This is a genomic window from Paenibacillus sp. 2KB_22, from assembly GCF_052115745.1.
Lineage (GTDB): Bacteria > Bacillota > Bacilli > Paenibacillales > Paenibacillaceae > Paenibacillus.
Genome location: NZ_JBFRHG010000004.1, coordinates 253,823 through 279,968, shown reverse-complemented (window position 1 = coordinate 279,968; position 26,146 = coordinate 253,823). Strand labels below are relative to the sequence as shown.

Genomic DNA, 26,146 nt, shown 5'->3' with positions numbered 1-26,146 from the left:
TATACTGGTGTCAAACCTTTTTTTCAACGTGATAGCTTCATTGACAATCTTTCTACGAATGGTTAGAATGCCTGTTAGAAGTCGGCAACTCTGTTGCTGTCCAGTAACATGATAACCGAATGAAGGTGATCCTTATCAGTAAAGAAGACAAGCCTTCACCATCCAGGGGGCGGGCATTAAAAACATATCAGGAAGCTCGTCGACAAAATACGGAAAATCTCCGAAAGCTTGTGGTTGATGCGGCTGCAGCTATTTTGCAAGAAGAGGGGCCTGAGGCCGTCACTGTGCGCAGAGTATCGCAAAAGATGGGCTGCTCCACCAAAATCATTTACAGTTTGTTTATCAATAAAGAAGGTCTTGCCCAGCAGTTGTATCTGGAGGGTTGTAAATTGCTGGCGAAGCGTTTTGATGAAGTGCCGCCGTCCTCTGACCTCATGCAGCATTTGCTCGATTTGGGCGAAGCCTTCTGGCAGTTCGCGCAGGATTATACCAGTTACTACAAGCTGATGTTTGGAGGAGCTTTTGCCGAGTTTAAGCCGGATGCAGAGAGTATGCAGGGAACGATGACTGCCATACGCCGTTTGCTGATTCTAATCAGCACCGCTCAGCAGCAAGGGCAGATTTCGGACCAGGAAGATACCGGGACTCTTGTAAGCACGATATGGGCATCGCTGCATGGTGTAATCCATCTGTATATGGGTGGCTTCCTCGGTGATGTAAAAGCAGCCCATACCATATACAAACAAACAATGGATTTGATGTCCCAATCCTTGTTTGCAGCAAATAAGCTAGACAGAGCATAATTACATTTCATCTTGGCTGTGCGGAGTAAGGTTAAACTAGAAGCGGTTAAAAGCGGTTCATCCTGAATGGGGTGAACCTTTTTTGTTTAAGAATGTATACGATACAAAAAAGTATGGATAACTCCGAATAAGAGGGGAGGGATGGTGTACATAGCTTGGAAGAGACACCACTTGTATATAGTAAGAAGGTTCAATCGTGAGTGGGTTCTTTGTTGCATATAGATGATCTGTGGTAAAATGTCGTTAGCTGTGACGTCCGGAGCGTCCGTTTTTACGGATGCCGGGCGATCTTGTTGTGAAAGAATGTTTAAAATTAGATAAAGAGAACCTTTAAGTTGAACTGGAGAACCATTGTGGAACGGAAAGGGCAGAAAGGACTTAGAGAAACGAAGTGGTCGCGTTTATAACCGGATTTTCTCCATTGTAGATGTAATCAAGAAAATCAGGGGATAACAGCGATCGAAAGGTATTCTGCCCGCGTAGTGCCTAAATGGATATCCATGAGTTCAGCTTGGAGAGAGACAACCTAGGAGGAACTACTGTATGAGTGAACTGAAATACAAATTGCTTGCATTGGATATGGATGGAACGTTGCTTAACGATAATCATGAAATTACGCAGGAGACCGCCAAGTGGATTCAGATTGCCATTCGTCGGGGCGTGCATGTGTGCCTATCCACGGGAAGAGCCGTATTCCACGCGATGCCTTATGCGGTGCAGCTTGGGCTGGAGACACCGATGGTTACCGTTAACGGCAGTGAGGTATGGAAAGCCCCGCATGATCTGCATATGCGTCATCTGATGGACCCGGTATTGATTCGCAGAATGCAGGAGATCGGTGAGAAATATAACAGCTGGTACTGGGCATACTCCGTGGAAGAGCTGTTCAACCGTGATCGCTGGACGGACAATATTGAAGGTCTGGAATGGTTGAAATTCGGCTTCAATACCGAAGTGGATGAAGTTCGTCACCAGATTATGATGGAACTGCAACAAATGGGTGGTCTGCAAATGACGAATTCCTCACCCGTTAATATTGAGATCAACCCTGCTGGCGTATCCAAAGCAAGTGGTGTAGCCGAAGTCTGCAAGCTGCTGGGCATCGAGATGTCCGAAGTTGTTGCGGTCGGAGACAGCTTGAATGATCTGGCTGTCATTGAGGCCGTGGGTCTGGGTGTAGCGATGGGCAATGCGCAAGAGCAGGTGAAGGAAGCGGCTGATCTGATCGTAGCGAGTAACAATGAAGACGGCATCGTCGAAGTGATTCGTGAACATATTTTGAAGGGGGAGTAACCTTTGCTCGCAACCATTGCCTGGATTTTAATTGTGCTGCTGTTTGCAGTGGGAATGGCTGGAACGGTATATCCCATACTGCCTGGTGCTGTAGCCATTTTCTTCGCGTTTCTGGTCTACGGCTGGTTCTTCAGTTTTGATCCGTTCGGTGTGTGGTTCTGGATCATCCAGATTCTGATTGTGGTTGTGTTGTTTGTGGCTGATTATGTCGTCAGCGCATGGGGTGTGAAGAAGTTTGGTGGCTCCAAGTTATCGACCACGCTCAGTACCATTGGTGTGATCATTGGCCCGTTTGTCATTCCGGCATTCGGACTGGTGTTGGGACCATTTATCGGTGCTTTTATCGGGGAACTGATCGGTGGGTCTTCACCTTCAAAAGCGTCAAAAGTCGGATTTGGTTCCGTGGTGGGGCTATTTACGAGTACCGTGATGAAAATTATTTTGCAAATCGTCATGATTGTTCTCTTTATTATCTGGGTGGTAAGATTCGCCTAAACGTTCAGGATTAGCTTCAACGGGATGCACGTCCGGTGTGGAGGAAAGAAGGGGAATTCGTTTGTCTAAGAAAGAAACATTCATTAGGGGTACGCTCATTCTGGCGGCCGCTGCGCTGATCGCGAGAGTACTCGGATTGGTTCAGCGGGTGCCGCTGGAGCATATCCTCGGAGATGTCGGTAACGCATCGTTCACCATCTCCAATACGGTATATTTAATGCTGTTAACTGTAGCAACGGCGGGCATACCGAGTACACTTAGCAAAATGGTGTCGGAACGCTATGCGCTCGGACGCGCGAGTGAAGCCCAACAGATCTACCGTGCAGCCCTGATCTTTGCGGCTGTCGCCGGGGTAGTCATGTCTGCTTTATTGTGGTTCGCTGCACCTTATTATGCCACGTATGTCTCCAAAGTACCGGCATCGGTCAGCGCCATTCGAGCCTTGGCTCCAGCCTTGCTGCTGTTCCCGGCCATTGCGATGATGCGTGGATATTTCCAGGGACGCGGCAATATGACAGCGGGTGGCATTTCACAGATTGTGGAACAGTTCGCCCGTGTAGGTACAGCCATTATCGTGGCTTATGTCATGCTGCAATGGAATTACGATGATCAAACGATTGCTGCGGGTGCCTCATTTGGTGGGGTATTAGGAAGTGTGGGTGCCTTCGGTGTCATGCTGTACTTTACCTTGAAGTTGCGTCGTAGCGACCGGGCAGCCCAATTGAATTATGAACGTGCAGAGCAACTGCCAATGCGCGGCATCTACAGTGATATCTTCAAGCTGTCTATTCCAATCGTGCTGTCCTCACTTGCGGTTCCTGCCATCAACTTCATCGATTCATCCCTTGTGGTACCACTGCTTAGTGGTCAGATCGGGCTCGAAGAAGCAACAGGCGTTCTTGCGATCCTTGGGGCGAAGGCCCAAAGTATTGCGGGTATTCCTCCGATTCTCGCTATCGCTTTGAGTCAATCCTTGGTGCCTGTCATCTCGGCAGCATTTGCCCGCAAGGATGAAGCGCATCTGAAGAGTCAGGTTACACTTGCGTTGCGTATTTCGATTCTGACAGGTATGCCGATTGTCATTGCACTTTGTGCGGCAGCATATTCGGTCAACGGATTGTTGTTTACCAATCTGGATGGAACGCCGATCATTGCCTTGCTGACATTCGGTACCATTTTCCAGATTACGATGATGACCACCAACTCCATTTTGCTTGGGGTAGGGAAACCGCGGATTACGATGATTAGTGTGGCAGCAGGTGTTGTGGTCAAGCTGGTTGCAAGTCTGATCCTTGCGCCGATGTTTGGCATATACGGCATCATTATTGCAACGGCGCTGTGTTTCCTGGTTATCACGTACCTGAATCTGCGGGTCCTTCGCAAAATCGTTGATTTCTCCATCATGGGAGATCGTTGGAAAGGCTTTATTATTACAGTGTTGCTTGCAGCAGGTGTAGGATTTGCAACGAACTGGATGGGGAATACGATCTTTGGACTATTCCTGCCAGCCCGTGTATCCTTCTTGCTTACCTGCCTTGTGGTTGGTGTGCTTGTTGTGGTGGTGTATCTGGTTCTCATGGTTGTGCTGCGAGTATTGCGCAAGGACGAGCTGGGCAGTTACCCCCGTATTCTGCAAAAAATTCTCCGTCCACTTATGCGTCTTCAACGTGGAACTGGGCAAAGAGGTTAAGAATACAAGCAGCATCATTCAAACTCCAATATGTTGTGAAAATAGGATACAAGCTCTGTCTGCTGTTAAGCGGACAGGGCTTTTTGTATCGTTAAGGCGAGCTGAGTGACTGCGTTGAATACTAGCCCAGCAGGCGAGAATTAGCGGTACATCAGATATTCACATCATTCGGTTTTGCCTGCTCCATATGATCTTCAGCATTAGTGTGTGATGGTTTTTGCATCATGAGCCAGTGATGTTTTCAGCATGCCATACCGGTGTTCGTGACTCATCTCAAACAGCCATGGCCTGCGCGGTGCCGTCAGATAACCGAGACAATCCCGAGTCTGAAGCCAGTCTTGTCTGGTAATCGGTTCATAAGGCGTGTCGCCCCATACGGAGAGCAGTTCCGGACTATATAATCGTTGCCCTTCTGGAAGCCATTCTTCATCAAGTAGCGCTTGAGCGTATAATGTCTGATCACCTGCCTCGTCTTCACGATTGGTAAACAGGCCAGGCCAATATTCGGCACGCGAGCCACGATGGGGAACCGAACGTGCGAATGCCATCACTTGTGTATAGACTTGCTCCACCCCAAACAACAGAGCATATAGGCCTTTGCCAAACATGATCCGCTCATCCAACTTGCCAAAATGTTCAATGACGCGTCCTGCGAGTCCTGCTCCCCGCCCAAGAGGAAAGACGATATGATTCAGACCTGCCAGATTATGCAGATGGAATGCGGGTTTGGAGAGTACTTCTTTTTGAAAATAAGGATGCTGCACGACCCGGCTCTCGATATAATTCTGCTCATTAATAATTAATGCCACACTAAGCAGTGAGCTGCACCGTTCCAGCCAAAAGCGTTCCCAAAACGGCGTCATAAACGCCGATACGTGAAAGTGCGACAAGAGATGGAAACAGCTTCGTCCAATCCGGCGACTGTTCATATACAGCTGTAGCTGGGGATATGCATCCTGGAAAATGAGTGCATTGCATCGCTCCAGCAGCCGATACATATGATCGCGATCGCTCTGATTCTGCAGATTATGCATTAAGTCACTCTGAAGATCTGTCATGTGATATCCGCCGTTGCGAGAGACCATATGGGCCAGCAGTGCCCAATGCAGTTCAGGGTATTGCTCATAACATTCCAGATAAGCTGCCGTGCGGGTGATATTACTCCGATTATGCTCCTGGGTCAGTGTCTTAATCTCTTCCAGGATGATGCAATCTTCTTCGCAGACGAGTGCGCTTTGGACCTGGTCCGTACGTGCAAAAGGCTTGCTGCTGGCAGGTAACAGACGCTCCACCTCAGACTGTAGGGCAGCTGCCGTATCGGTATCCCACTCGATGTCACGCAATGGGTGACGAAGCTGTGCTGAGGCTTGCCATGCAGCCTGTTTGCCACGCCAGATTTCCCGGGCAGCACCCGGAATGGAACGGACAATCTGCAAGAGGGACCCGTGATGCTGTTCGCTGGAAGAATCGGTTCTGGTGGAAGTCATGACGTGACATCCTTTCATGATGTTCTGGGTTTAAATTCACAGACCATGTGGTTTATTCTAAGTATGCGCTGATTATTTGACTTCCACTCGCCAATTTGCTTCACTTAGGGTAAGACAAGGTACAGAAAGGGAGATGAACTGAATGGAACAGATTACTTCCAAACCGGCTTTTGATGTAGCCATCCAATCCCCACGTTTGACGATTGCCGTATTCAAGGCAGACTGGTGTGGTGACTGCAAATACATCGATCCGTTTATGCCTGAGGTTGAAGAGAAATATGTACGTGAACTGACTTTAATTGAGGTCGATGTGGATCAGGTTGGAACGGTTAGTGAAGAGCAGAATATTCTTGGCATTCCGAGTTTTGTGGCGTATACAGATGGGCGCGAACTCGTACGGTACGTGAACAAGCTGCGCAAGTCGAGAGAAGAGATTGAGCAGTTCCTGGATCGCGCAGTTGAAGTGTACAACACGATCCATAAATGATGTTATATAAGTTCAACGAATGAATATTTACACAGACACTCCGATGACAGAATAACCTTCTGATCACTGTTATCCCCAGATTTCTTTGATCCTATTATAAAGGGGAAATCCGGGGATAAAGGCGAAGCATATGCTTCCGATGCAGCTTTCTTTCAGAAAGCTTTTAGCTTCGCTTCTTCAGGCTATTTCTGTCCTCTCCGTTATTGTGTAAATGTTTCATTGAACCTATATAAAAGTATGACAGGTTCATGTTGTAAAAGGGTATAATAAAAAGAACGCCATTTCTCTTGAAATAGGGAAATGGCGTTTGTGTGTTCTGAACTCTGTTTAAGACACCATTCAACTGGCTATCCCCCAATACCCCAATGACCTACGGGTCATTTTTTCACCAGACGTTAACATTTTGTCACAAAGCGCGACGTCAATGAACATTTTATCCGGTATAATGAATTTAGTTGTGAAATAAGTGTCAAAGTACCGAAACAAGCGAAGGATATTCTTCGCCATCTTAAACCAACAGCGGGTGAGAAAAATTTGAAACACTTAACTTTGTTTAAATGGTTAACCGTATTAACCTGTCTTGTCATGTTTCTGGCCACTTTTGGTGGAGGCATCGTAACCAAAACGGAATCGGGCCTTGGCTGCGGAACGGAATGGCCTCTATGTAACGGAAAACTCGTTCCGGCACATACTGTGGCTTCACTTATTGAATATTCCCATCGCGCTGTAAGCGCACTGGCTGGATTGTTGTCCATTGCCTCGTTTGTTGCTTTTCTGCTGTTCGGCAAGTCACGCCGTGACCTGCAATTGTTTTCTTTCTTAACCCTGGTATTTGTTATCGTCCAGGGAATCATGGGGGCTTTTGCCGTCGTCTTCTCCCAATCTTCAGCAGTCATGGCACTGCATTTCGGCTTTGCACTGATTGCTTTTGCCAGTTCCCTAATGATGGCGCTGGGCATAAGGCAGGAGGCAAAAGATGGCGGATTGGAGCGTCTGAATAAATACCCTCGGGTGAGCAAAAAATTCAGGAATCTGGTCTGGTTCTCCACCATTTACACATATCTCGTGGTATACACGGGTGCATTTGTGAGCCACACGAATTCTGCTGGCGGATGTTCCGGATTTCCGCTCTGTAACGGGCAGATTATTCCTGAGCTTTCGGGTGGGGTAGCGGTTGCTTTTGCTCATCGTGCAGCAGCAGCATCGCTCGTCATTGTTATTGCAATTCTGGGTCACTTCGCTTACCGTAATCATCCGGACAACAAGGAAATGCGTACCCTTGGCGTGGTATCCGTTGTTCTCATCCTGATGCAAGTAGTTATTGGTATTTTCATGATGGTGACAATGAACCGTCCGGAAGTATACATGTTCGTAGCTCTTGCTCATATGCTGGATATCGCCATATTGTTCGGAGTTTTAACGTATATGAGTTTCCTGGTGTACAAGCTGCATCGACCGGTTAATCGGTTCTAGATACAGATACAGTTCTCTTGAAAGTACTCGGCCTAATATGAAAGTCCACCATCCAGTGATGTACATCATTGGACAGGTGGACTTTGTTTGATGTCAGGGGGATCAGGGCAACCTATGGCAAGCAGCAATTACACGGAATGGATGAAGTGTTACGGTGATGAATTCTTGTTGAATTGGAAAGAGGAGGTTATATATGCTGCGAACGTTGCTGGGGGAAAAACCGCGTATAAACGAAGGTAAATTGAAGGAAGCGATGGACTCAATGGCGCCTACACTTGAGCTATTTCAGCGACAAATGCATGTGGACCACGATCCTACGCATGACTATCGGAAACTGTATGTGTGGACCCAGGGACTCATCTCCTCATTGGATGAACTGGAGCAAAGCTGCTTCGCTGCTTCTCATTTTCGCAAAAAAGTCGTTGCAGGCTCAACGGACGACATGACGCCGACTGAAAAAGCCGAGTATGCCCGATATGTGTATTTCTACAAAGATGGCTTCATTCGCTGCTTTGCCATTCTGGATAAAGTCGGCACCGTATTAAATGAAATATTCCAGCTGAATACTTCAAATACAAAAGCGCATTTTTCTTATTTTACGGTATTAAGGCAGTTCGATTATGCGAGGGAGCATCATGATCTTGCGTTGCAATTAATTCAGATCAAGGACTCATATAGGGAGCCGATGAGTAAGCTGCGCAAACGACGTAATATGGAAATTCACTACATGAACTCAGAAATGCACGATGACTTGTGGCAGTTACACCAGACCTTGCAAGGTAAAGTAAAGTTGGAGGATCTGAATCAGCATGTGCAGGAAATGCGTCAGGGCGTGGATATGGTCTGTGAAACGTTAACAGCCTCTTATCGTTATATCAATAAAATATGGCAAAGAAATAATTCCCTTTGACAAATCGGAATACTTGGAATATACTGAGTTTCAATTAGAGTGTTACAATGACGAAGAATGAACTGATATTTCTCAAAAGTTACATTCACATTATAAAGCATGAACTACATGAACTTATAAAATCCTACAACAACATATTTCTTATCGAGAGCGGCGGAGGGACAGGCCCGATGAAGCCCGGCAACCGATTTGTAATGACATGATACATGTATCATTCGTTATAGATGTTAGGTGCTAATTCCTACAAAATGGTGCAAGGCACGATTTTGGCAGATGAGAAGGTATATTCTTTCACGTGAAGAGCCCTCTTTGTTTCTGCAAAGGGCTCTTTTTTGTACTTTAAGGGGAGTTTTCCTTTAGATCGGGTAAAGATACATGTAGGTGGTTGGAAAGGGGCAAGTGCGATTGATTGAATTAAAAGGTTTAACGAAAACGTACGGCAAAGGCAAAAAGTCTACAACAGCGTTATCCGAGCTGAATTTGAACATCCAAAAGGGTGAAATCTACGGCGTGATTGGCCATTCCGGAGCGGGTAAAAGTACACTGATTCGCTGTATTAATTTGCTGGAGCGGCCTACGGAGGGTGAAGTATGGGTTGACGGGATCAATCTGACTGAACTGAGCAAAACCGAATTGCAGCAACAGAGACGCAAGATCGGAATGATTTTTCAACACTTTAATCTGTTATCTTCGGCAACGGTATATGATAATGTGGCTTTTCCACTAAAGCTTGTGAATACACCCAAGGATGCCATCGATCGCAAAGTGAAGGAAATGCTCAATCTCGTTGGTCTGGAGAACCATAGCAACAAATATCCAGCTCAATTATCAGGTGGACAGAAACAACGTGTGGGGATTGCGAGAGCACTTGCGAGTGATCCGAATGTACTTCTCTGTGATGAGGCTACTTCAGCACTTGATCCGCAGACGACAAATTCAATTCTGAAGTTATTGCTCGACATTAACGAAAAGTACAACCTTACGATTGTGCTGATTACACATGAGATGCATGTCATTCAGAACATCTGTGACAAGGTAGCTGTCATTCATCAAGGCGGCATTGTGGAACAGGGACCTGTAACAGAAGTGTTCCTGAAGCCGCAACATGCGATTACGCGGGACTTCATGATGCGTGACCATGAAGCTGGACTGGCTCTGGAAGAGACCGCTCTGGCGAATGCAGGCGTTGAACTGCAGACAGGGGTTGCTTCCAAACTTGTGAAGATATCCTTTCTGGGGAACAAAACGTATGAAGCGATTTTATCCAGAACGGTTCGCAAGACGGGTGTGGATTTTGCCATCCTGCAAGGAACGATCTCTACGATTAAACAGGTTCCTTATGGACAACTGACCGTTCGGTTCGAAGGTGATTCCTATGCGATTGATCGGACGATATCCGAATTAACCGCTGAGGGACTTGATGTGGAGGTGCTACGTTAGATGGATTTTTCAACCGTACGTTGGGAAGAGGTTGGTAAAGCTTCCATAGAGACACTGCAAATTTTGGGTGTATCAGGCCTGTTCACCGTTATCTTGGGTTTACCACTCGGAGTTCTGCTGTTCATGACAGCCCGATCTGCTTCAATTAAGTCACGGACAGTCTACACTATACTATCTCTGGTTGTTAATATTTTACGCTCGGTACCATTTATCATATTGATTGTTGCTCTTATTCCATTCACTCGTATACTTGTCGGTACAGCTACGGGGGTTCTCGGCGTAATACCTCCTTTGGTTATTTCAGCAGCTCCTTACTTTGCTCGATTGGTGGAGACGACGTTGCGAGAAGTTGACCGGGGGGTAATTGAAGCGGCGCAGTCGATGGGGGCATCCACCGGACAGATTGTAAGACGGGTGTTGCTGCCTGAGGCGTTACCTGGTCTGCTTGCCGGAATTACGATCACTATTGTTACGCTTGTCTCCTATACGGCCATGGCGGGCATGGTTGGTGGTGGAGGACTGGGAACACTGGCTATTAACTACGGATACTTCCGTTATCAAAATGAAATCATGATCATATCCGTAGTGTCGATGATTATTCTCGTGCAAATTCTCCAGATGGCTGGAGATCGCTTGGTTACATTTTTCACCAGGAAATAACACATAGATAACATGATGGCTATGCATTTATTCGAACGCAACATTAAAAAAATGATGAGAGAAGGGGTTTTACACATGAAAAAATGGTCTTTCGCTCTACTTAGTCTTATGCTGATTGCGGTTCTCGTAGCTTGCGGTAACAACAAGGACGCCGATAGCGGCGCAGACAATTCAGCAGGTGCACCACGCACGGTTGAATTGAAAGTGGGAGCTTCACCTACACCACACGCAGAGATTCTGGAAAGCATCAAGCCTGAGCTGGAAGCACAAGGTATTCGTTTGCAAGTCGTTACGTTCAATGACTATGTACAACCCAACCAGCAACTTGCTGATAAAAAATTGGATGCAAACTTCTTCCAGCATCAGCCGTACTTGGACACAGAGAATAAAGAACGTGGATTCAACCTCGTTGCTGTAACTCCTGTTCATGTTGAACCTTTTGGCGGATACTCCAAAAAGATTAAGTCTTTGGATGAATTGGCTGACGGCGCAAAAGTAGCAATTCCAAATGACCCATCCAATGGGGGACGTGCTCTGTTGTTGCTCGCCAAAGAAGGCATCATTACGCTGAAAGATAACACGAATATCACTTCTACGATTCAAGATATCACAGCCAATCCGAAGAACCTGGATATCATCGAGCTGGATGCGGCCATGATGCCTCGTCAATTGGATGAAGCGGATCTGGTATTCATCAACGCTAACTATGCGCTTGAAGCGAACCTGAATCCGGCGAATGATGCTTTGCTGATCGAAGATCTGCAAGGTAACCCATACGCGAACATCCTCGTTTCCCGTGAGGACAACAAGGATTCAGATGCAATTAAGAAGTTGGCTGCTGCCCTGCACTCCGAAGAAGTGAAAACATTCATCAAAGAGCGTTATAAAGGTGCAGTTGAACCTGCAACTGAATAATTTAACGATATGAATGATATGGTGTGAGCTTGTAAGAAGAGGATGTCCCATAAGTCATGAATATGACGGAAGGACATCCTCTTTTTGCGTTATTTTGTTTTAATGAACCTGACATATGGTATTCGCTCCCATTTGCCCAGATCTCTGGTTTGTTAAATCTTGCAACCGTTGATGATCTGCCTTTTAAGGTGCGGTAGGTTCATTAGCGCTTGGAGCGAGGTGGAACTTTTGAGTCAGCCCCTTCCTAAGTCTGTGCGAGGCGTGGATCAACAAAAGTCACAACATAGGTCAAAGTTTTTCTGATGTATCAGCATTGGAGTGATGTCCAGATTGGCGGTAGTAGGATAATTCATTCTGATCAGCATGCTGCTGTTCATCCGCTTCCTGCAAGTACGTCCTCTCGGAGGGAGAGAGTTTTTCTTCATCTCCGTGTGAACTTTTGATTTTGTATCTGATCCAACCGATTAGCCCAAGAACGACAACCAAGATTATGGCCCATCCTTTTTTGAGCAAAAGAAGAGCGCTGAATTTTTGGGAAGCTGTATACCCGATTCCGCCCATCAGAAGGCTGTTGAGCCCTATGGTGGAAGTTTTGTCAGTTGATGCATTATATTCTTCGTAGGTATGTCCTGCATTGATGTGAAGTTGATTAAGAACGGTTTCCTCGAATGCCTGGCGGCTCTGTTGAAAGTTGGCCGTATCAATAACCAGAATGGCTGTGATGTACCCTTCGCGTGTCAGGAGTTTTACATTGTAATTCACCATGGCTTGCTGATCAGCATTCTTGAAACCTAGGGAGTAGACCAGCTGATGTTTGGTCTTATCGTATGCCGGTTCAATTTCCCAACCTGTTATGTACGTTCTGTATTCGGGATCGAGCTCTCTGTTCTCTTCTTCTGTGCCTCGGATATAACTGCTTAACAGTTCTTCGCCATTCAAATTTTGGTCATCATCATGAATATGACCTGTCTTCACGTATTCAAATACAACATACCACGAGCCGTATTCACTATTGCTGGTTAGGCTTCCGATTTCATTCCCGTTAGGCTTTCCACCGCTGTTAAGTATTGAGCGCTGGGTATTGGCCTTATCCAGAAAGGAATGACTTTCAGGGACTTTCAGTGTGGCTTTGCCATCGAGCGTTACAGATGCGGGGCCAATAATCCAATCATACTCATCGGGTGATTGATACGTCTCACTTTCTGCTGATACCTGCAAGGCACTGGAGACTGTTAATAAACTCACCATTAAAAGTGTAAGAAATGATATCCATCGTTTGTTCTTCATATTCATGTAGAGGTCCTTTCGGGTTATATCCTCGACAGTACCATAGGTATTCGATTGCAATCAAGATATATTTGGAATTAAAGGTGGATAATCCCTTGTGGATATGCGAGTTGTAGGAGGACGATAAATCTTTTATACTGGATAGTGACTGCTCTTTGAAGAGGGGGATGAACGTGAAGGGAAAGATTGCCCTCATAACGGGAAGTGCCAAAGGTCTTGGTAAAATGACGGCCCTCAGTCTGGCAGATCAGGGATGTCATATTGCCCTCAACTATGTACACAGCAGAACAGAAGCTGAGGCTTTAAGGGCTCAGATTACAGCCAAGGGTGTGCGGTGTATTGCTATCCAGGCGGATATATCCAAGGTAGAAGATATCTCTTCATTGGTTGAACAGGTGGAAGACAACCTGGGCAGCATTGATATTTTGGTGAATAACGCGGGTCCATTTGTCCGTGAACGACGATTATTTGCGGATTATTCTGAAGCTGAGGTCCAGATGCTTGTGCAGGGAAATCTGCTAGGACCGATGTTGCTGGATCAGCGTGTATTGCCAGAGATGAGACGCAAGCAATGGGGACGCATTATCCATTTTGGCTTCAGTCATGCTGGAGAAGCGAGATCATGGCCTCATCGCGCCGTATACGCGGCGGCCAAGGTAGGTCTGGTCTCTTTTACAAAGACACTCGCCGTTGAGGAAGCTCCTTATGGAATTACGGTCAACATGGTATGCCCGGGAGATATTCGCGGTGCCAACAAAGAGAAAACGATTGATGAAATGGCAGGCATCACGGACGAGGAAACGCCAAGAGGGCGTCCTGGCAGCGGTGAAGATATCGCACGAGTGATTACGTATCTATGCCTTGATCATTCCGATTTTATAACAGGTAACATTATGGATGTATCTGGAGGGCTTGATCCGATTCGTCCGACCATACAGCGTGAGGATACTTAGGTGAGTTATAGGACTGGATATTGAAGACGTTGATGCTGGTCTAGGGGACAGATGAAATGGACAGGCTGAATATGCGCACAAAAAAGAGCCCTCCGCTTCATGCGAAGCGAAAGGCTCTTGAGGTTTATTTCGTGAAGGATTGATTAGAATACTTGTACGACTTCTTGTACACCCTCAACTTCTTCAAGAAGGGCGCGTTCAATCCCGGCTTTTAAGGTAATGGTGGAGCTTGGGCAACTGCCGCAGGCACCGACCAGTTTCAGCTTAATGATGCCGTCTTCCACGTCAACCAGTTCCACGTCACCGCCATCGCGTTGCAGGAACGGACGAAGCTTGTCAAGAACATCAGATACCTCATCATACATGGTGTCTTGTGCGTTTTCGCTCATATTTTTCAACTCCTTTCCTTATTATATTATATTACAAATGGCCATAAATTAAAATGGTCAAACAAAGCAGGTGAACCTACATGAGACCGATTATTGAATTTTGTGCCAACAATATGCATTTTGGCACAGATGAAGTCATGGATCAACTGGAAGAAAATCCAGACTATGACGTGATTGAATACGGCTGCCTCACCAACTGCGGCCAATGTTCTATGACTCCATTTGCACTAGTGAATGGTGAAGTGGTCATCACGGACAAAGTGGAAGATCTATATAACGCCATTCTGGCCAAAATTGCCGAAGCCGATGTCTGGGACGAGCTCGATCTCGACTAACCGAGATGGCGCTTGGACATCCAGAGCACACCACTTTTCAAAATACGAGGTACACGTCCCATCATGGACGTTTTGCCCATTAGCCCAAACCCGGACTTCTTGCCGAGTGCACCCAGTGTGCCACGAAGCTTGAGTGGATGTGGATTGGGCTTTTCGCCTTTCCAGAGGGCATGCTGAATATGGGCGATCTGCTCACCCTGTACTTCCGCAGCTTGACCACTAGGCGCATAAGGCACACTGGCACAGTCACCAACCACATATACATCAGTATATTCCGGGATTTGGTAGTATTCATTCAGGACGACACGACCTTGGGGATCTTTGTTCACGTCCAGATCCTGTACCACTTTTACAGGCTGAATGCCTGCCGTCCAGACAACAGCATCCGTTAGGATCTGTTCATCCCGGTTATAGATGGCATTAGGTTCAACGCGTGAAATGGCGATATGTCCGCGTGTCTCTACCTGATGTTCGTTGAACCATTCATGCACATACACGGACAGACGTTGCGGGAAAGCGGATAATACACGTTCACCACGATCCAGAATGCTGATGTTGAGATCCGGTCTGCTCTCACGAAGTTCGGCTGCCATCTCGACACCACTTAATCCCCCGCCTACAATATGCACATTGCCATAGGCTTTGACTTCATTAAGTCGCAGGTAAGTCTCGCGTGTTTTGCTAAAGCTCTGAATGGTACAGCTGTATTCTTCTGCGCCTGGCGTGTTGTGGAAACGGTCTGTACAACCAAGTCCAATGACAAGCTTGTCGTATTCAAGCGGGTCTTGGCCTTCAAATTCAATCTGACGCTGTTCCAGGTCAATCGAAGTAACTTCTCCATAACGGTAAGTGACTTTGTCGCTCACTGGAAATTGGATACGCAGGTCATAATCGGATACGGTTCCTGCTGCGAGTGCGTAATATTCGGTCTTTAATCCCTGAAAAGGGCTGCGGTCCACCAAAATAATTTGTGTATCGGATGGAATCTTACCTTCCAGAAGTTCCTTGATGATGGTGAGGCCGCCATAGCCGCCTCCAAGTATGACGAAATTTTTCATGACTCGGCTTCCTTTCTGCATCAGTCCCACTGAAATGGGGCTGTAAACTGTGGAGCAGCTATGCAAAAACATAGCTGCTCCTTTTGTTAGGATTTGATTAGTTGAAAAGTAGGCATTGAGAATTGAAGATATTATTCAGCAGTTTGCACCACTCGAATTCAAAAGTCTCCCTATTCATGAAAGCTACGTTCTGGAGTGGTGCGGGTACAATATTGATTGTATTTTGTATTTATATCCTATTCGTACACTTGAATTTCATTGTAGAACGTATCACGTTCTACCGGAATACGTCCTGCACCCTTAATGAGCCATATAAGCTCTTTACGTGTAAGGCCTTCAGGTGTGAGTGCACCTGCCGCATGACTAATCCGTTCCCGAACGATCGTACCGTGTGCATCCGAAGCACCGAAACCAAGAGCGACTTGAGTCAGCTGTGGACCGATGTTAATGAAGTATGCTTTGATATGATCGATGTTATCCAGCATCAGACGGCTAATCGCAATTGTTTTGAGATCCTCATAAGCCGAGTTACGACGCATAATGCTTGCGTTTTTACTTTTTGGCTGCATGGAAAGCGGGATAAAGACCATGAATCCGTTGGTCTCGTCTTGCAGTTCACGAATCTGTACCATATGGTTAACGCGATCCTCATAGGATTCGATCGATCCATACAACATCGTAGTATGTGTGCGCATGCCGAGCTCATGAGCTGTGCGGTGCACCTCAAGATAACGGTCCACGTTGGCTTTGTCTACACGCATTTTTTTGCGATATTCATCGGACAGAATCTCTGCGCCGCCACCAGTCAATGTTTTCAGACCTGCTTTTTGCAGCTCTTGCAGAACTTCTCTGATGCTGAGTCCGCTAATCCGAGTGAAGAAATCAATTTCGGCTGCCGTGTAAGCTTTCAGTGTAACATCCGGATATTTCTCGTTTAAAGCGCGCAGGGAATCGACATAATATTGAAAAGGAACATGATTGTTATGTCCACCTACGATATGGAACTCACGTACGCCCGGATGAATATGCTGTTCCACATAATCGATCATTTCCTGACCGGATAATGTATAAGAGCCTTCTTCACCCTGGTCTTTGCGGAAATTACAAAAAGCGCAGTGGGCTTCACATACGTTCGTAAAGTAAAGACTCATGTTCTCGATGAAATACACTTTCTTACCATTCTTCCGCAGGTTGGCCTCATTGGCCAGCTGGCCCAAAGTCAGCAGATCATCTGTTTCATACAGATATACGCCATCTTCTACGCTCAGCCTTACGCCGTTCTGCACTTTCTCAACGATCTCAGCCATTCTTTTGTCTGTGAACGGTGTTACCAATGTAGACATATTGTTTCCTCCTGTTCTTAACCGGATTTGAGTTGTGTGTAGGATCTGCATACAGAACTACATAGCAAAGATGCGGTCAACTGCCGCCTTCTTAGTTGGACTAACTCTTATTTACCCGGTGCAGCGTGTGCTGCATATGAAAGCTAAATTTTTTCAAAAAATGGAGTCTGTTGACTCATATATGCATTGGGGACTGCGTTGCAGTCTCGAAATGTGAAAAAAATTACAACTCCAATTATGACCATCGTCTGAATAAGTCATGACAAAATAACGACATTTCAGTGCGACCACCTATTCATTATAAACCTCGTGTCCCGGGGGTTCAATACACTGGGAAGAAAAAGGAGTACAGGGGGAACGCGGAAAGAGGCAAACATGACTTGAGACCCTTGACGGGGTGGAGTATAATTTAAAGAAGAGTTAATGAAAGGTTGTTCAAAAAGTACGCTTTTGATTACGAGGGATGCCTAGCGGCATCTCAGCGTCGAATATGGGATTCAGCCGAAATGTTCGTTGCTCACGTAGTTTTGCCTACGCTCCGCTACTCCATTTCTATCTTCATCCCATCTTCTTGGTACTGAAAAGCGCCCTTTTTGAACATGATTTTATATGAAAAAGGAGAGTGACCTGGCATGATTAACATCAGCGAAACGGCTGCTGACAGATTGAAAGAGATGCTTGCACAGCAAGAGACACCTGGTATGTTCCTGCGTCTTGGCGTAGCACCGGGCGGTTGCACCGGATTTTCGTACGCCATGGGCTTTGATGATAAAGAGTCCGATGAGGACCTGTATATGGATATTCAGAACATGAAAGTTGTAGTCGAGAAGGAAAACCTGAAATATCTGAATGGACTTGAAATTGATTTTGAAGAGTCCGGTATGTCGGGTGGCTTCACCATTCATAATCCGAACGCGGTAGCTACTTGTGGTTGTGGATCTTCTTTCCGGACGAAGGAAGATGCGGGTGTGCCGGATAAGGATTGTTAAGAAACTGAGTTGTACAGCGGTTTCCCAATCTTGTTTTGAAATAAGCAGTTTGCAATCCCTTTAATAGATAGCCTCTGAATTGTATCCGTTTTGCACGGGCATGATATCAGGGGCTTTTTTGCGTGTACTGAAAGTTGCATGGTTGACAAATATAGTTGTAACAATTATAGTTACAATATAAAGTTCAAACATAAACCATATCGATAATTTAAAGGAGAGATCATGATGAACATTGCAATCATTGGTGCAACAGGCAAAGCAGGAAGTGTAATTTTGAAAGAAGCAGCAGACAGAGGACATAAAGTAACGGCAATCGTTCGTAATGCATCCAAACTGGAAGATAAAAGCCTGAATACGCTGGAGAAAGATGTATTCGATCTTACAGCTGAAGATCTTAAAGCGTTTGATGTGGTTGTAAATGCTTTTGGTGCTCCAGCGGGTAAAGAAAACCTGCATGTGGAAGTAGGACAAGCGTTGATCAACATTCTGAAGGATGCCCCAAACACTCGTCTGATCGTCGTGGGTGGGGCAGGAAGCCTGTTCACAGACGAGTCCAAAACATTGCGCCTCTTTGAATCCCCTGGATTCCCTGATGCTTACAAAGCAACTGCAACGAATCAAGGTCAGAACTTGCAGGATCTGCAAGCATCCTCTGGTATTCAATGGACATTCCTGAGCCCGGCTGGATTCTTTAATCCAGAAGGTGTACGCACAGGTAAATATCAAGCTGGTAACGATGTAATTCTGGTCAACAGCGAAGGAAACAGCTACATCAGCTATGCAGACTATGCAATTGCTTTGGTGGATGAGATCGAGAATCCGCAACACCAAAACGAGCGCTTTACCGTTGTTGGCGAAGTGAAATAACACTTTTAAATGATAATATGGAACATATAAACGGACGCTGATCTTCACAGATCGGTGTCCGTTTTTTTATGTTATGTAAGAGGAAGTTTCCAACTACTCCTTTGAATCTATGTTATATTATTCTAAAGTTGGAAATGAGAAAAGACTATATAAAAGTCTTTCTATTAATTAGAATTTCTGCGAGCCTAAAAGTATAAGGGAGTGAACAGTTGTGAAGATGTATTCTAATGGAGTGATACTATTGATCTTTGCGGTTTTTATGATGAGTGTATCGAGTGGTTCGGGGTTATCACAATATGCAAACGTTAAAAATGCGTTGAATCAAACTCACATCACTCCTCTTTATCCGAAAAATAAGAATGGACAGACATATGGTTCTGCCGCATATGCGACTTCTCCAGAAACGGAACCTGATTTAATCTTGGCTACTGGTGTGGATGGTACAGAAGGATATCTGCTGAAAAAAGATATGGATGGCGAGCAACCAAAAACACCTGAAGAAGCTATTGCGATACAGAACAGCAGATCACCAGACGGGTGGGATATTCCACTGTATGACAAGGATGGTGAAACTGTAATTGGTGTGTTTCATGTTGGAGGAAAGTGAGAGTAACCAAAATAGGATCATATGTGACGCTACCATGAAACGTAATGAAATGAACAAACATTCGGCAGTTGATCAAAAGGGTCGGCTGCTTTTTGATCTTAAGATTTATTTAGTTACCTAAAGGATGTGACGGTAATATGAAATACTTCATTGGAATTACCCCTCCAGATGATTATAAAGAAAAAATTGTGACATTTCGTAATCGTTGGTCAAGTAATCGTCTTAATGATGTGGTCGAACCTCATATCACTGTAAAAGCTCAGGGTGGTCTTACCGTTGATCTTCATTGGTTAGAAAGCGTGAGACAGACATGCTCTTTAATGCCAAGTTTTCAATTATCATTATCAGAACCAGGATCGTTCGGAAATGCTGTCACATTTCTTAGTGTAGAAACGAGCAAGGTCATTGAGTTACATCGAAAGTTGGTAAAAGTGATTTCTCCATCACAAGAACTTATAGACCGTTACTTTGAAATGGATAAATATCATCCTCATTTAACCTTGGGGCAAATCTATTGGGGGTTGAGCGAGACGCAGATTGAAGAAATGAAGCTCCTAACAATTAAAGAATTGGCTCCTTTTCCAACCTTTGATGTCAAATATGTACGCGTATATAAAGAAGTTGATCTAAATAAATACGTACCATTTGAAGACATCCAATTGGGAACTGAAAAGTAAAGTGATTCAATTAACAGGAACATTAGCGGCATGGTACCTGAAAGTCCAAGCTAACGGATGAAAGGATATTTACAACATACATCCTTCGACGGATAGGAAACTTAATTGCGCACAGATAGTTGCGATACGAAAACCTGACGAAACTATACTTTTATTGAGAGGAGGGATGACATGGATTGGCTTATGAGGATGAATCGGGCATTGGATTATATTGAAATGAATTTAGTTGGTGAGATCGAATTGAAGGAAATTGCTCAGTGTGCGTATTGTTCTTCACATCAGTTTCAGAGAATGTTCTCGTTCATTACCAATGTCTCACTTGCGGAATATATACGAAGAAGACGGCTGACTCTGGCTGCAATTGAATTGCAGAATAGTGACAGGAGAGTTGTCGACATTGCCTTAAAGTATGGGTATGAATCACCGGTATCATTCGCAAGAGCTTTTCAATCGTTGCATGGTGTTAATCCAGCGATGGCTCGTGAAGAAGGCATTGCCCTCAAAGCCTATCCTCGGCTTTCCTTCCTTATTTCAATTAAAGGGGAAGAGCCGATGAATTATCGTATCGAAACAAAAGAATCTTTCGAAATATTTGGAATCGAGAAAGTGTTTGAATTAAACGGGGCAGAAACACCGGCAGAACTATGGAAACAAAGCCACGAAAACGGTGAGGTTGAAAGACTTGCTGCAACTGCTGGTAATCTACCGAACTCTTTGAATTCGAATTATCATAAAGTGCATGCCGTGTGTAACTACAAAAAAACTGGGGAGGATACTTTCCCATACATGTTGTGTGCATTTAAAGGTGAAACAAGTAAAGCCGATGGTTACACAATATAACGATACCAGCACACACGTGGGCGATCTTTTCATCTGATCCCTTTACATGGGATACATTCGATGAAACCATTGAAACTTTATATCGAAGATTCTTTTCTGAATGGCTTCCTACGACAGGATATGAACAGGTAGACGGAATGGAATTTGAAATTACTGGTGGTAAAGATGGCCTGAATTTTGTTGAGTTGTGGTTTGCTGTAAGAAAAATATCCTAGTTTTATTTCTTTTAGTCTCTTGAATGATAACGTAATAGAGTTAAATGGAGCAACCAACGGTGTCCGATCAGTTGCTCCATTTTTTCATTCACCTAACGGCCAGGGGAAATGCAACATTTTTCCAGTTAAACAGGTCAATAAAGATGTACGAATTAACATGATGAGAAGAAGGTGGGAAAACTGAAGCTTCGTATACTCGCGTTAATATTTTGTTTCTCTGTCGTGTTTTTTATCTCAAATGCGCAAGATGCGAACGCTTTGTCATGTGCCGAATCGGGAAGTCCCCAAGAAGAGTTAGAAAGGAATACCGGAGCTGTTTATGGAGAAGTAAAGCAAATAAAGGTGGACTTAAAGCAAAAGGGGTTTACGGGCACAAAAGAGAAACTCAGATATATTTTAGTGGAAGCTGAGAGGAGTTGGAATACTGAAGTTGACTCTCAACTAATGATCGCAACGAACTATACTTGGGGGTTTGATTTCAAGGAAGGCAACAAATACTTAATCTACTTTAGTGAAGCAAATGGCGAGTTAAGCAGTAGTCCGTGCAGTTCAACCATCGAAATGAACAATATTAATCAAGCAACTGAACTATTCGGGGAAGGATATCTACCCAAACAACAAGTAAACTTAGAACACAAAATGTGGTTTATGTTTGAGCAAGACATCGATTTGTATATCGTAGGTATATTCGTATTAGCGGCGATCTTTATCCTCTTTATGATAGTAAGAAAGAAACAGGGGAAAGTATAATCTCGTTGTATTAAAGTGAAACTTTTGCTCAAAGAATAGTCTGTTGAACGAGAGTGTGGCAGCTTGCAGGACCTATTACCCCTTTACTAAAACGAGGATGGAGGCGTATAATCCGTTGAGACATTAGAGCAATAAGAGGGGATATCGTTATGAATAATGGATTAATCAACGCAATCATTGCGTATATCATGTGGGGGGTTCTCCCGCTGTATTGGAAGTTGTTTGAAAATGTACCGGCAGGTGAGATTTTATCGCACAGGGTCGTCTGGTCATTTGTCTTTATGGGAATTTTCGTTGCCGTCCAACGTCGTTGGGGTGACATGAAGCGCATCTTGACCAGTCGTTCGACCCTGCTGTCCCTTACCGCGAGTGGGCTGCTAATTGCTATTAACTGGCTGATCTTCATCTGGGCAGTTAACAACGGTCATGTGGTTGAGACAAGTCTGGGCTATTATTTGAACCCGTTACTGAATGTGCTGCTGGCGGTTGTCTTCCTTCATGAAAAGCCAAACCGTGGGCAATGGCTCGCGATTGCCATCGCTGGTGTCGCGGTGCTTATCATTGCCATCGACTACGGGCGTTTCCCATGGGTCGCGATCTCGTTGGCTGTGTCGTTCGGCTTGTACGGTCTGGCGAAGAAGAAGATCAAGCAAGACGCTTCTGTGGGCTTATTTTCGGAGACCGCTGTAGTTCTGCCCATCGCACTCGGCTACTGGATCTACTTGGCCATAGTGGGAAAAGCAACGGCATGGACGCTGCCTGCACCCATGTTCATCGAATTACTTCTAGCTGGCGTGGTGACGGCGCTGCCGCTGTTGTTCTTTGCACGGGCGGCAGCTAGGATGTCGTTGTCCACACTCGGTTTTGTACAGTATATTGGGCCGACAATCATGCTGATCCTAAGCGTGTTCGTGTTCAAGGAAACGGTCTCGCCAGTTCTGCTCGTTGGTTTCGCGCTGATCTGGATTGCGCTTATCGTATATGCAACCGCATCGATGCGTGCCACGCGACTTGCTAAGGTAAGCTGAAGATAGAGCTAATCTGGTATCACCATAATGGCCCTGTCTGCCGATCCGGTGGACAGGGCCATTTTTTGTTTGAGCGGAGACGTTAGCTCAACAAAAACTAAAAAGTAGCTGGATCAACATTATGGTAAAATACAGGAGCAGCAACTAAAAAGAGTAATCGAAAAACGAGGAGGCAACAGATATATTATGGTCAACGACCTGTGCAGTAAAGGTGGCTTGTTCTTTACAAAGAATAATGTAGTTCGGACATTATTTCAGTTTTCTATTTCAGCGATAATCGGTATTATATATGGGTTTATGATGCTCAACGAAACGATAGGTGGATATATTAATAAATTGCTCCCGAGCACGGATGGTCCTGATGTTCATTTATATTTGCCCGTTGTGGTGACAGTGTTTGTCTACTCGTGCTTTATTCAGAAGAAACAGCGAATTGTTCTTGAAAAAATCTCATTTAGTTGTCTACATATTTTTGTTGCCCTGCTAAGTTGTGTTTCTGCAGTTGTCGTGTTATTGGTGATCTAATCCGGATTCCTACGTATCTATACCTTCAGGCCCATCAACTGCATCAATGACACCGACAGCGAGTGTTGTTACCGCAGCAGCAGCTAAAAGATTCTTGGCACCAAGCTTGACTCTGTCCTTATCTTCCTCTTTCATGCCCACAACAACATCTTTACCGCTGTTATATACATACTTGGCTGATATCGCTACACCTTTTGCAGTAGTGGTTACGGCACCTCCAATATCAGCAAGCCCTGCGTCTATGGCGGTATCGTCTTTTCGAATTGCACCACTGGCCAGATCATATGTCCCGCTAGCCAGTTGCCCAACGGTTTTTCCTGTATTGATCGTAGCTTTCTCTACACCGTTCCCGATTTCTTTGATAAAAGGACTTCCTGCAAGTTCACCCACAACCCGCACACTGCCGCCCAATACTTTTCCGGTAACTTCACCAGCCAATTGACCTATCCCTTTTAAAAAACTCATCCATTTTCCCCCGCTCCAATAAGAAGTTGATCCTATGTGTTATCTCAATAAACTTATTATATTCATATGTAAGCCAAAAGAACATCAGTCTCCAGCCTGAGTGTGCACCCCTCGATTGACCGCAACACGCTTGAGAAGTGCCCGATTCGCCCCTGTAACGCCCACCATGCTGCATTCTTAACGCACTTTATCACAAAAAGGCGCCACTCCCACCGGGAATAGCGCCTAAGCCCTTGTTTTACCTTACTACTTAATCCCATTTGACTACACACGGTTTTAGAAGTGCCTCACAGAGCAGCAAACGTAGTGGAGGGGGCGGAATCGATTCTGAAGAAGCGAAGCGTTCGCCTTTATCCCCGGATTTTCTCCCTATAAGGGGAATTCATAAAAATCTGGGGATAACAGCGATCATAAGAACGATCATAAGAACGATCCGCCACCGGAACGCCCACCACGCGCTGCCCCAAAGCCCGCACTTCTACCCACCGTAACTAGTCAATAAATCCTTCCATGACCGCCGTCGGCATCATATTAGACTGCCATGCGCCTTTGCCATAGCCGCCATTGTATCCTGGTGTAGCCTGAGGCTCCCAGTAGAATACACCTTTTCCTTTGCCGTTTGGCAAATTGCGGATTTGGTTTTTCATCGCGGCAACAAAACTTTTTCCAGCTGCAGCTTGGTTATTGTCCATGCCAATTTCGGAGATGATGATCTCTTTGCCATAACGGTTGATCATATCCTTGGCATTGTTTACCGTATTCGTCACAGCGGTGTTCCAGCCGGAAGCTGAAGGATAGAGGGACATGGCGATCATGTCAAAGTTAGCTCCGTTATTGATCAAACCACCAATATTCCATACATAGAGGGCGTTATCATCTCCACCTGCGAGATGCACAATGGTTTTGGTACCGCTGCTCAGGGATTTTACTGCATTATGGCCTGTATTCACCAGCCACGCATAGTTTTTCATGTTGGTGGATGCTTTGCCATCTTCCCATAACATGCCGTTGCTTGTTTCATTCCCGATCTGTACCCAGTCCGGGGTAACGCCTTTGCTCTGCATCGCCGTCATGACATCACGAGTGTGGTTCCATACCGCATCCATGAGCTGTTGGAACGTATAGTTTTTCCAGGCAGCAGGTTTAGTTTGTTGACCAGGGTCTGCCCAGGAATCGCTGTAGTGCAGGGTAAGCATTACACTCATGCCGGCATTCTTGGCACGCTGTGCGAGTGTAGCCGCACGATCCTTATTCATGTAACCGTTCCCATAATCATTCGAAGGATTAACGAATACCCGAATGCGGACGGAGTTGATTTGATAGTCTTTTTTCAAAATATCAATGATGTCACGTTGTACCCCGTTTTTATCTTTCCATTTGTAGCCTTGGGCTTCCATTCCGGGAACCCAGCTGATGTCGGCTCCTTTGGCGAAACTTGGTGCTGCGCTGGCATGCTGACCTGCGGGCAACATGATGGAGGTGAATAACAAAACAAAAGCCAACATGATGGATGTCTTGAAACCCCTTACATTTTTGAACATTACAAGATGCCTCCTCGGATTTAGGTTGAGTTGCATCCTAATTATAGCCATCCTGGTTTGCTCTACTAAAGGGTCTATTTCCAATATTTTGGGTGTTTTCTCAACCTCTCAACAGAAAATGAGAAAACAAAAAGCCGTCCGAAGACGGCTTTTCTACCCGTGGCGCTTTTTGAAAATTGATCCGTATCCCGCGCCTCCACCAGACTCATTTAATTTGAGCTAGTGGATCGGGTAAGGGACACGTTCAACATGTCATTAGAAATGTTGACGCACCTCCTTTCCTTGTGGCAAGAGTATACAACACCTTGTTTCGGAAAGCTAGTCTTTTTTACGTATTTATGCAAAATTATTTTTCAGTCTGGAACATCGTGATATCTCGTGCATAGTGACTCTTCGTTCCGTCATTGTTTCGGATGCGTACACTGTCTTCACTGATCCGCTCTACAATGCCACATCCGACCTCGCAATAGACGCCAGCCGGGTCTTCCTGCCATGCGCTTACCATACATTGCGATAGTGCCGCTGTGAAAAACTCTATATTTTTTTGTAACGTTCTAGGTTTGTTGGATTTCATTATATACTCCTTTAATCAAATATATTTGGAATGAGAACAAGCAACCGGAC

Annotated in this window: 28 protein-coding genes and 1 riboswitch; of the genes, 20 read left to right on the top strand and 8 right to left on the bottom strand. The window is 45.3% G+C overall.

Annotation, left to right across the window (positions count from 1 at the left end; translation table 11 throughout):
- Positions 1 to 119 precede the first annotated feature (119 nt).
- The 4 genes from AB4111_RS23620 (at position 120) to AB4111_RS23605 (ending at position 4,281) form a co-directional block, all read left to right on the top strand.
- Positions 120 to 803 carry a TetR/AcrR family transcriptional regulator gene (locus AB4111_RS23620; protein ID WP_442033456.1) on the top strand — a complete coding sequence of 228 codons (684 nt, stop codon included), beginning with the start codon at positions 120 to 122 and terminating at the stop codon, positions 801 to 803.
- A 543-nt stretch (positions 804 to 1,346) separates the two neighbouring features.
- The gene (locus AB4111_RS23615; protein WP_091020802.1) at positions 1,347 to 2,096 is read left to right on the top strand and encodes a Cof-type HAD-IIB family hydrolase; all 750 of its coding nucleotides are present in this window, start codon (positions 1,347 to 1,349) and stop codon (positions 2,094 to 2,096) included.
- Between the two features lie 54 nt (positions 2,097 to 2,150).
- Positions 2,151 to 2,591: a DUF456 domain-containing protein gene (locus AB4111_RS23610; RefSeq protein WP_047841365.1), complete on the top strand. Its 441-nt coding sequence runs from the start codon at positions 2,151 to 2,153 to the stop codon at positions 2,589 to 2,591.
- A 61-nt stretch (positions 2,592 to 2,652) separates the two neighbouring features.
- A complete protein-coding gene (locus tag AB4111_RS23605) occupies positions 2,653 to 4,281 on the top strand; it encodes a putative polysaccharide biosynthesis protein (RefSeq protein ID WP_442033455.1) in 1,629 nt (542 codons plus the stop codon).
- 200 nt (positions 4,282 to 4,481) lie between these two features.
- Here the strand turns inward: AB4111_RS23605 and AB4111_RS23600 are convergent, their stop codons facing one another.
- On the bottom strand, positions 4,482 to 5,768 hold the full coding sequence (locus AB4111_RS23600) for a DUF2515 family protein (RefSeq protein WP_442033454.1): 1,287 nt from the start codon (positions 5,766 to 5,768) through the stop codon (positions 4,482 to 4,484).
- Positions 5,769 to 5,910: 142 nt separating this feature from the next.
- On the opposite strand from AB4111_RS23600, the gene AB4111_RS23595 reads away from it, so the two are divergent.
- From AB4111_RS23595 to AB4111_RS23570, 6 genes are all read left to right on the top strand, one after another.
- Positions 5,911 to 6,255 (top strand): thioredoxin family protein, encoded by a 345-nt coding sequence (locus AB4111_RS23595; protein ID WP_442033453.1) that lies wholly within the window; start codon positions 5,911 to 5,913, stop codon positions 6,253 to 6,255.
- A gap of 534 nt (positions 6,256 to 6,789) precedes the next feature.
- On the top strand, positions 6,790 to 7,728 hold the full coding sequence (locus AB4111_RS23590) for a COX15/CtaA family protein (protein ID WP_339237535.1): 939 nt from the start codon (positions 6,790 to 6,792) through the stop codon (positions 7,726 to 7,728).
- Positions 7,729 to 7,921: 193 nt separating this feature from the next.
- Positions 7,922 to 8,638, top strand: coding sequence for a Cthe_2314 family HEPN domain-containing protein (locus AB4111_RS23585; RefSeq protein WP_442033452.1), 717 nt, complete (start codon positions 7,922 to 7,924; stop codon positions 8,636 to 8,638).
- Positions 8,639 to 8,776: 138 nt separating this feature from the next.
- Positions 8,777 to 8,918: riboswitch (SAM riboswitch) on the top strand.
- 125 nt (positions 8,919 to 9,043) lie between these two features.
- Complete coding sequence (locus AB4111_RS23580) at positions 9,044 to 10,078, top strand: methionine ABC transporter ATP-binding protein (protein ID WP_442033451.1); 1,035 nt, start codon at positions 9,044 to 9,046, stop codon at positions 10,076 to 10,078.
- On the top strand, positions 10,079 to 10,738 hold the full coding sequence (locus AB4111_RS23575) for a methionine ABC transporter permease (protein ID WP_442033450.1): 660 nt from the start codon (positions 10,079 to 10,081) through the stop codon (positions 10,736 to 10,738). It abuts the gene before it with no gap.
- A gap of 75 nt (positions 10,739 to 10,813) precedes the next feature.
- On the top strand, positions 10,814 to 11,653 hold the full coding sequence (locus AB4111_RS23570; protein WP_442033449.1) for a MetQ/NlpA family ABC transporter substrate-binding protein: 840 nt from the start codon (positions 10,814 to 10,816) through the stop codon (positions 11,651 to 11,653).
- 288 nt (positions 11,654 to 11,941) lie between these two features.
- Here AB4111_RS23570 and AB4111_RS23565 read toward each other — a convergent pair whose 3' ends face one another.
- The gene (locus AB4111_RS23565) at positions 11,942 to 12,946 is read right to left on the bottom strand and encodes a DUF2167 domain-containing protein (RefSeq protein ID WP_442033448.1); all 1,005 of its coding nucleotides are present in this window, start codon (positions 12,944 to 12,946) and stop codon (positions 11,942 to 11,944) included.
- A gap of 167 nt (positions 12,947 to 13,113) precedes the next feature.
- Between AB4111_RS23565 and AB4111_RS23560 the strand changes: the two genes are divergently transcribed.
- A complete protein-coding gene (locus AB4111_RS23560) occupies positions 13,114 to 13,893 on the top strand; it encodes an SDR family oxidoreductase (RefSeq protein WP_442033447.1) in 780 nt (259 codons plus the stop codon).
- A 143-nt stretch (positions 13,894 to 14,036) separates the two neighbouring features.
- Here the strand turns inward: AB4111_RS23560 and AB4111_RS23555 are convergent, their stop codons facing one another.
- Positions 14,037 to 14,282: a NifU family protein gene (locus AB4111_RS23555; protein WP_062837977.1), complete on the bottom strand. Its 246-nt coding sequence runs from the start codon at positions 14,280 to 14,282 to the stop codon at positions 14,037 to 14,039.
- A gap of 80 nt (positions 14,283 to 14,362) precedes the next feature.
- On the opposite strand from AB4111_RS23555, the gene AB4111_RS23550 reads away from it, so the two are divergent.
- Complete coding sequence (locus AB4111_RS23550) at positions 14,363 to 14,617, top strand: YuzB family protein (RefSeq protein WP_036605750.1); 255 nt, start codon at positions 14,363 to 14,365, stop codon at positions 14,615 to 14,617.
- Here the strand turns inward: AB4111_RS23550 and AB4111_RS23545 are convergent.
- Both AB4111_RS23545 and mqnE read right to left on the bottom strand, forming a co-directional pair.
- Positions 14,614 to 15,675 (bottom strand): NAD(P)/FAD-dependent oxidoreductase, encoded by a 1,062-nt coding sequence (locus AB4111_RS23545; RefSeq protein WP_442033446.1) that lies wholly within the window; start codon positions 15,673 to 15,675, stop codon positions 14,614 to 14,616. The two genes, AB4111_RS23550 and AB4111_RS23545, sit on opposite strands and share 4 nt — an antisense overlap.
- A gap of 236 nt (positions 15,676 to 15,911) precedes the next feature.
- On the bottom strand, positions 15,912 to 17,018 hold the full coding sequence (gene mqnE / locus AB4111_RS23540; RefSeq protein WP_091020813.1) for an aminofutalosine synthase MqnE: 1,107 nt from the start codon (positions 17,016 to 17,018) through the stop codon (positions 15,912 to 15,914).
- Positions 17,019 to 17,650: 632 nt separating this feature from the next.
- Between mqnE and AB4111_RS23535 the strand changes: the two genes are divergently transcribed.
- From AB4111_RS23535 to rarD, 8 genes are all read left to right on the top strand, one after another.
- Positions 17,651 to 18,007 carry a HesB/IscA family protein gene (locus tag AB4111_RS23535; RefSeq protein ID WP_253440679.1) on the top strand — a complete coding sequence of 119 codons (357 nt, stop codon included), beginning with the start codon at positions 17,651 to 17,653 and terminating at the stop codon, positions 18,005 to 18,007.
- A 225-nt stretch (positions 18,008 to 18,232) separates the two neighbouring features.
- A complete protein-coding gene (locus AB4111_RS23530; RefSeq protein WP_442033500.1) occupies positions 18,233 to 18,874 on the top strand; it encodes an NAD(P)-dependent oxidoreductase in 642 nt (213 codons plus the stop codon).
- Between the two features lie 211 nt (positions 18,875 to 19,085).
- The gene (locus AB4111_RS23525) at positions 19,086 to 19,481 is read left to right on the top strand and encodes a hypothetical protein (RefSeq protein ID WP_442033445.1); all 396 of its coding nucleotides are present in this window, start codon (positions 19,086 to 19,088) and stop codon (positions 19,479 to 19,481) included.
- Between the two features lie 137 nt (positions 19,482 to 19,618).
- Complete coding sequence (locus tag AB4111_RS23520) at positions 19,619 to 20,158, top strand: 2'-5' RNA ligase family protein (protein ID WP_442033444.1); 540 nt, start codon at positions 19,619 to 19,621, stop codon at positions 20,156 to 20,158.
- A gap of 171 nt (positions 20,159 to 20,329) precedes the next feature.
- Positions 20,330 to 20,998, top strand: a complete 669-nt coding sequence (locus AB4111_RS23515; RefSeq protein WP_442033443.1) for a helix-turn-helix domain-containing protein — start codon at positions 20,330 to 20,332, stop codon at positions 20,996 to 20,998.
- Entirely contained in the window at positions 20,995 to 21,213 is a 219-nt protein-coding gene (locus AB4111_RS23510) for a GyrI-like domain-containing protein (protein WP_442033499.1), read from the top strand. Before AB4111_RS23515 ends, AB4111_RS23510 begins: the two co-directional genes overlap by 4 nt.
- A gap of 171 nt (positions 21,214 to 21,384) precedes the next feature.
- Entirely contained in the window at positions 21,385 to 21,963 is a 579-nt protein-coding gene (locus AB4111_RS23505) for a hypothetical protein (protein WP_442033442.1), read from the top strand.
- Between the two features lie 149 nt (positions 21,964 to 22,112).
- Entirely contained in the window at positions 22,113 to 22,991 is an 879-nt protein-coding gene (gene rarD, locus AB4111_RS23500; RefSeq protein WP_339305781.1) for an EamA family transporter RarD, read from the top strand.
- 534 nt (positions 22,992 to 23,525) lie between these two features.
- Here rarD and AB4111_RS23495 read toward each other — a convergent pair.
- The 3 genes from AB4111_RS23495 to AB4111_RS23485 form a co-directional block, all read right to left on the bottom strand.
- Positions 23,526 to 23,981, bottom strand: coding sequence for a hypothetical protein (locus AB4111_RS23495; RefSeq protein ID WP_442033441.1), 456 nt, complete (start codon positions 23,979 to 23,981; stop codon positions 23,526 to 23,528).
- Between the two features lie 491 nt (positions 23,982 to 24,472).
- Positions 24,473 to 25,522 (bottom strand): glycoside hydrolase family 53 protein, encoded by a 1,050-nt coding sequence (locus tag AB4111_RS23490; protein WP_442033440.1) that lies wholly within the window; start codon positions 25,520 to 25,522, stop codon positions 24,473 to 24,475.
- A gap of 346 nt (positions 25,523 to 25,868) precedes the next feature.
- Positions 25,869 to 26,096 carry a hypothetical protein gene (locus tag AB4111_RS23485; RefSeq protein WP_017692425.1) on the bottom strand — a complete coding sequence of 76 codons (228 nt, stop codon included), beginning with the start codon at positions 26,094 to 26,096 and terminating at the stop codon, positions 25,869 to 25,871.
- Positions 26,097 to 26,146 lie beyond the last annotated feature (50 nt).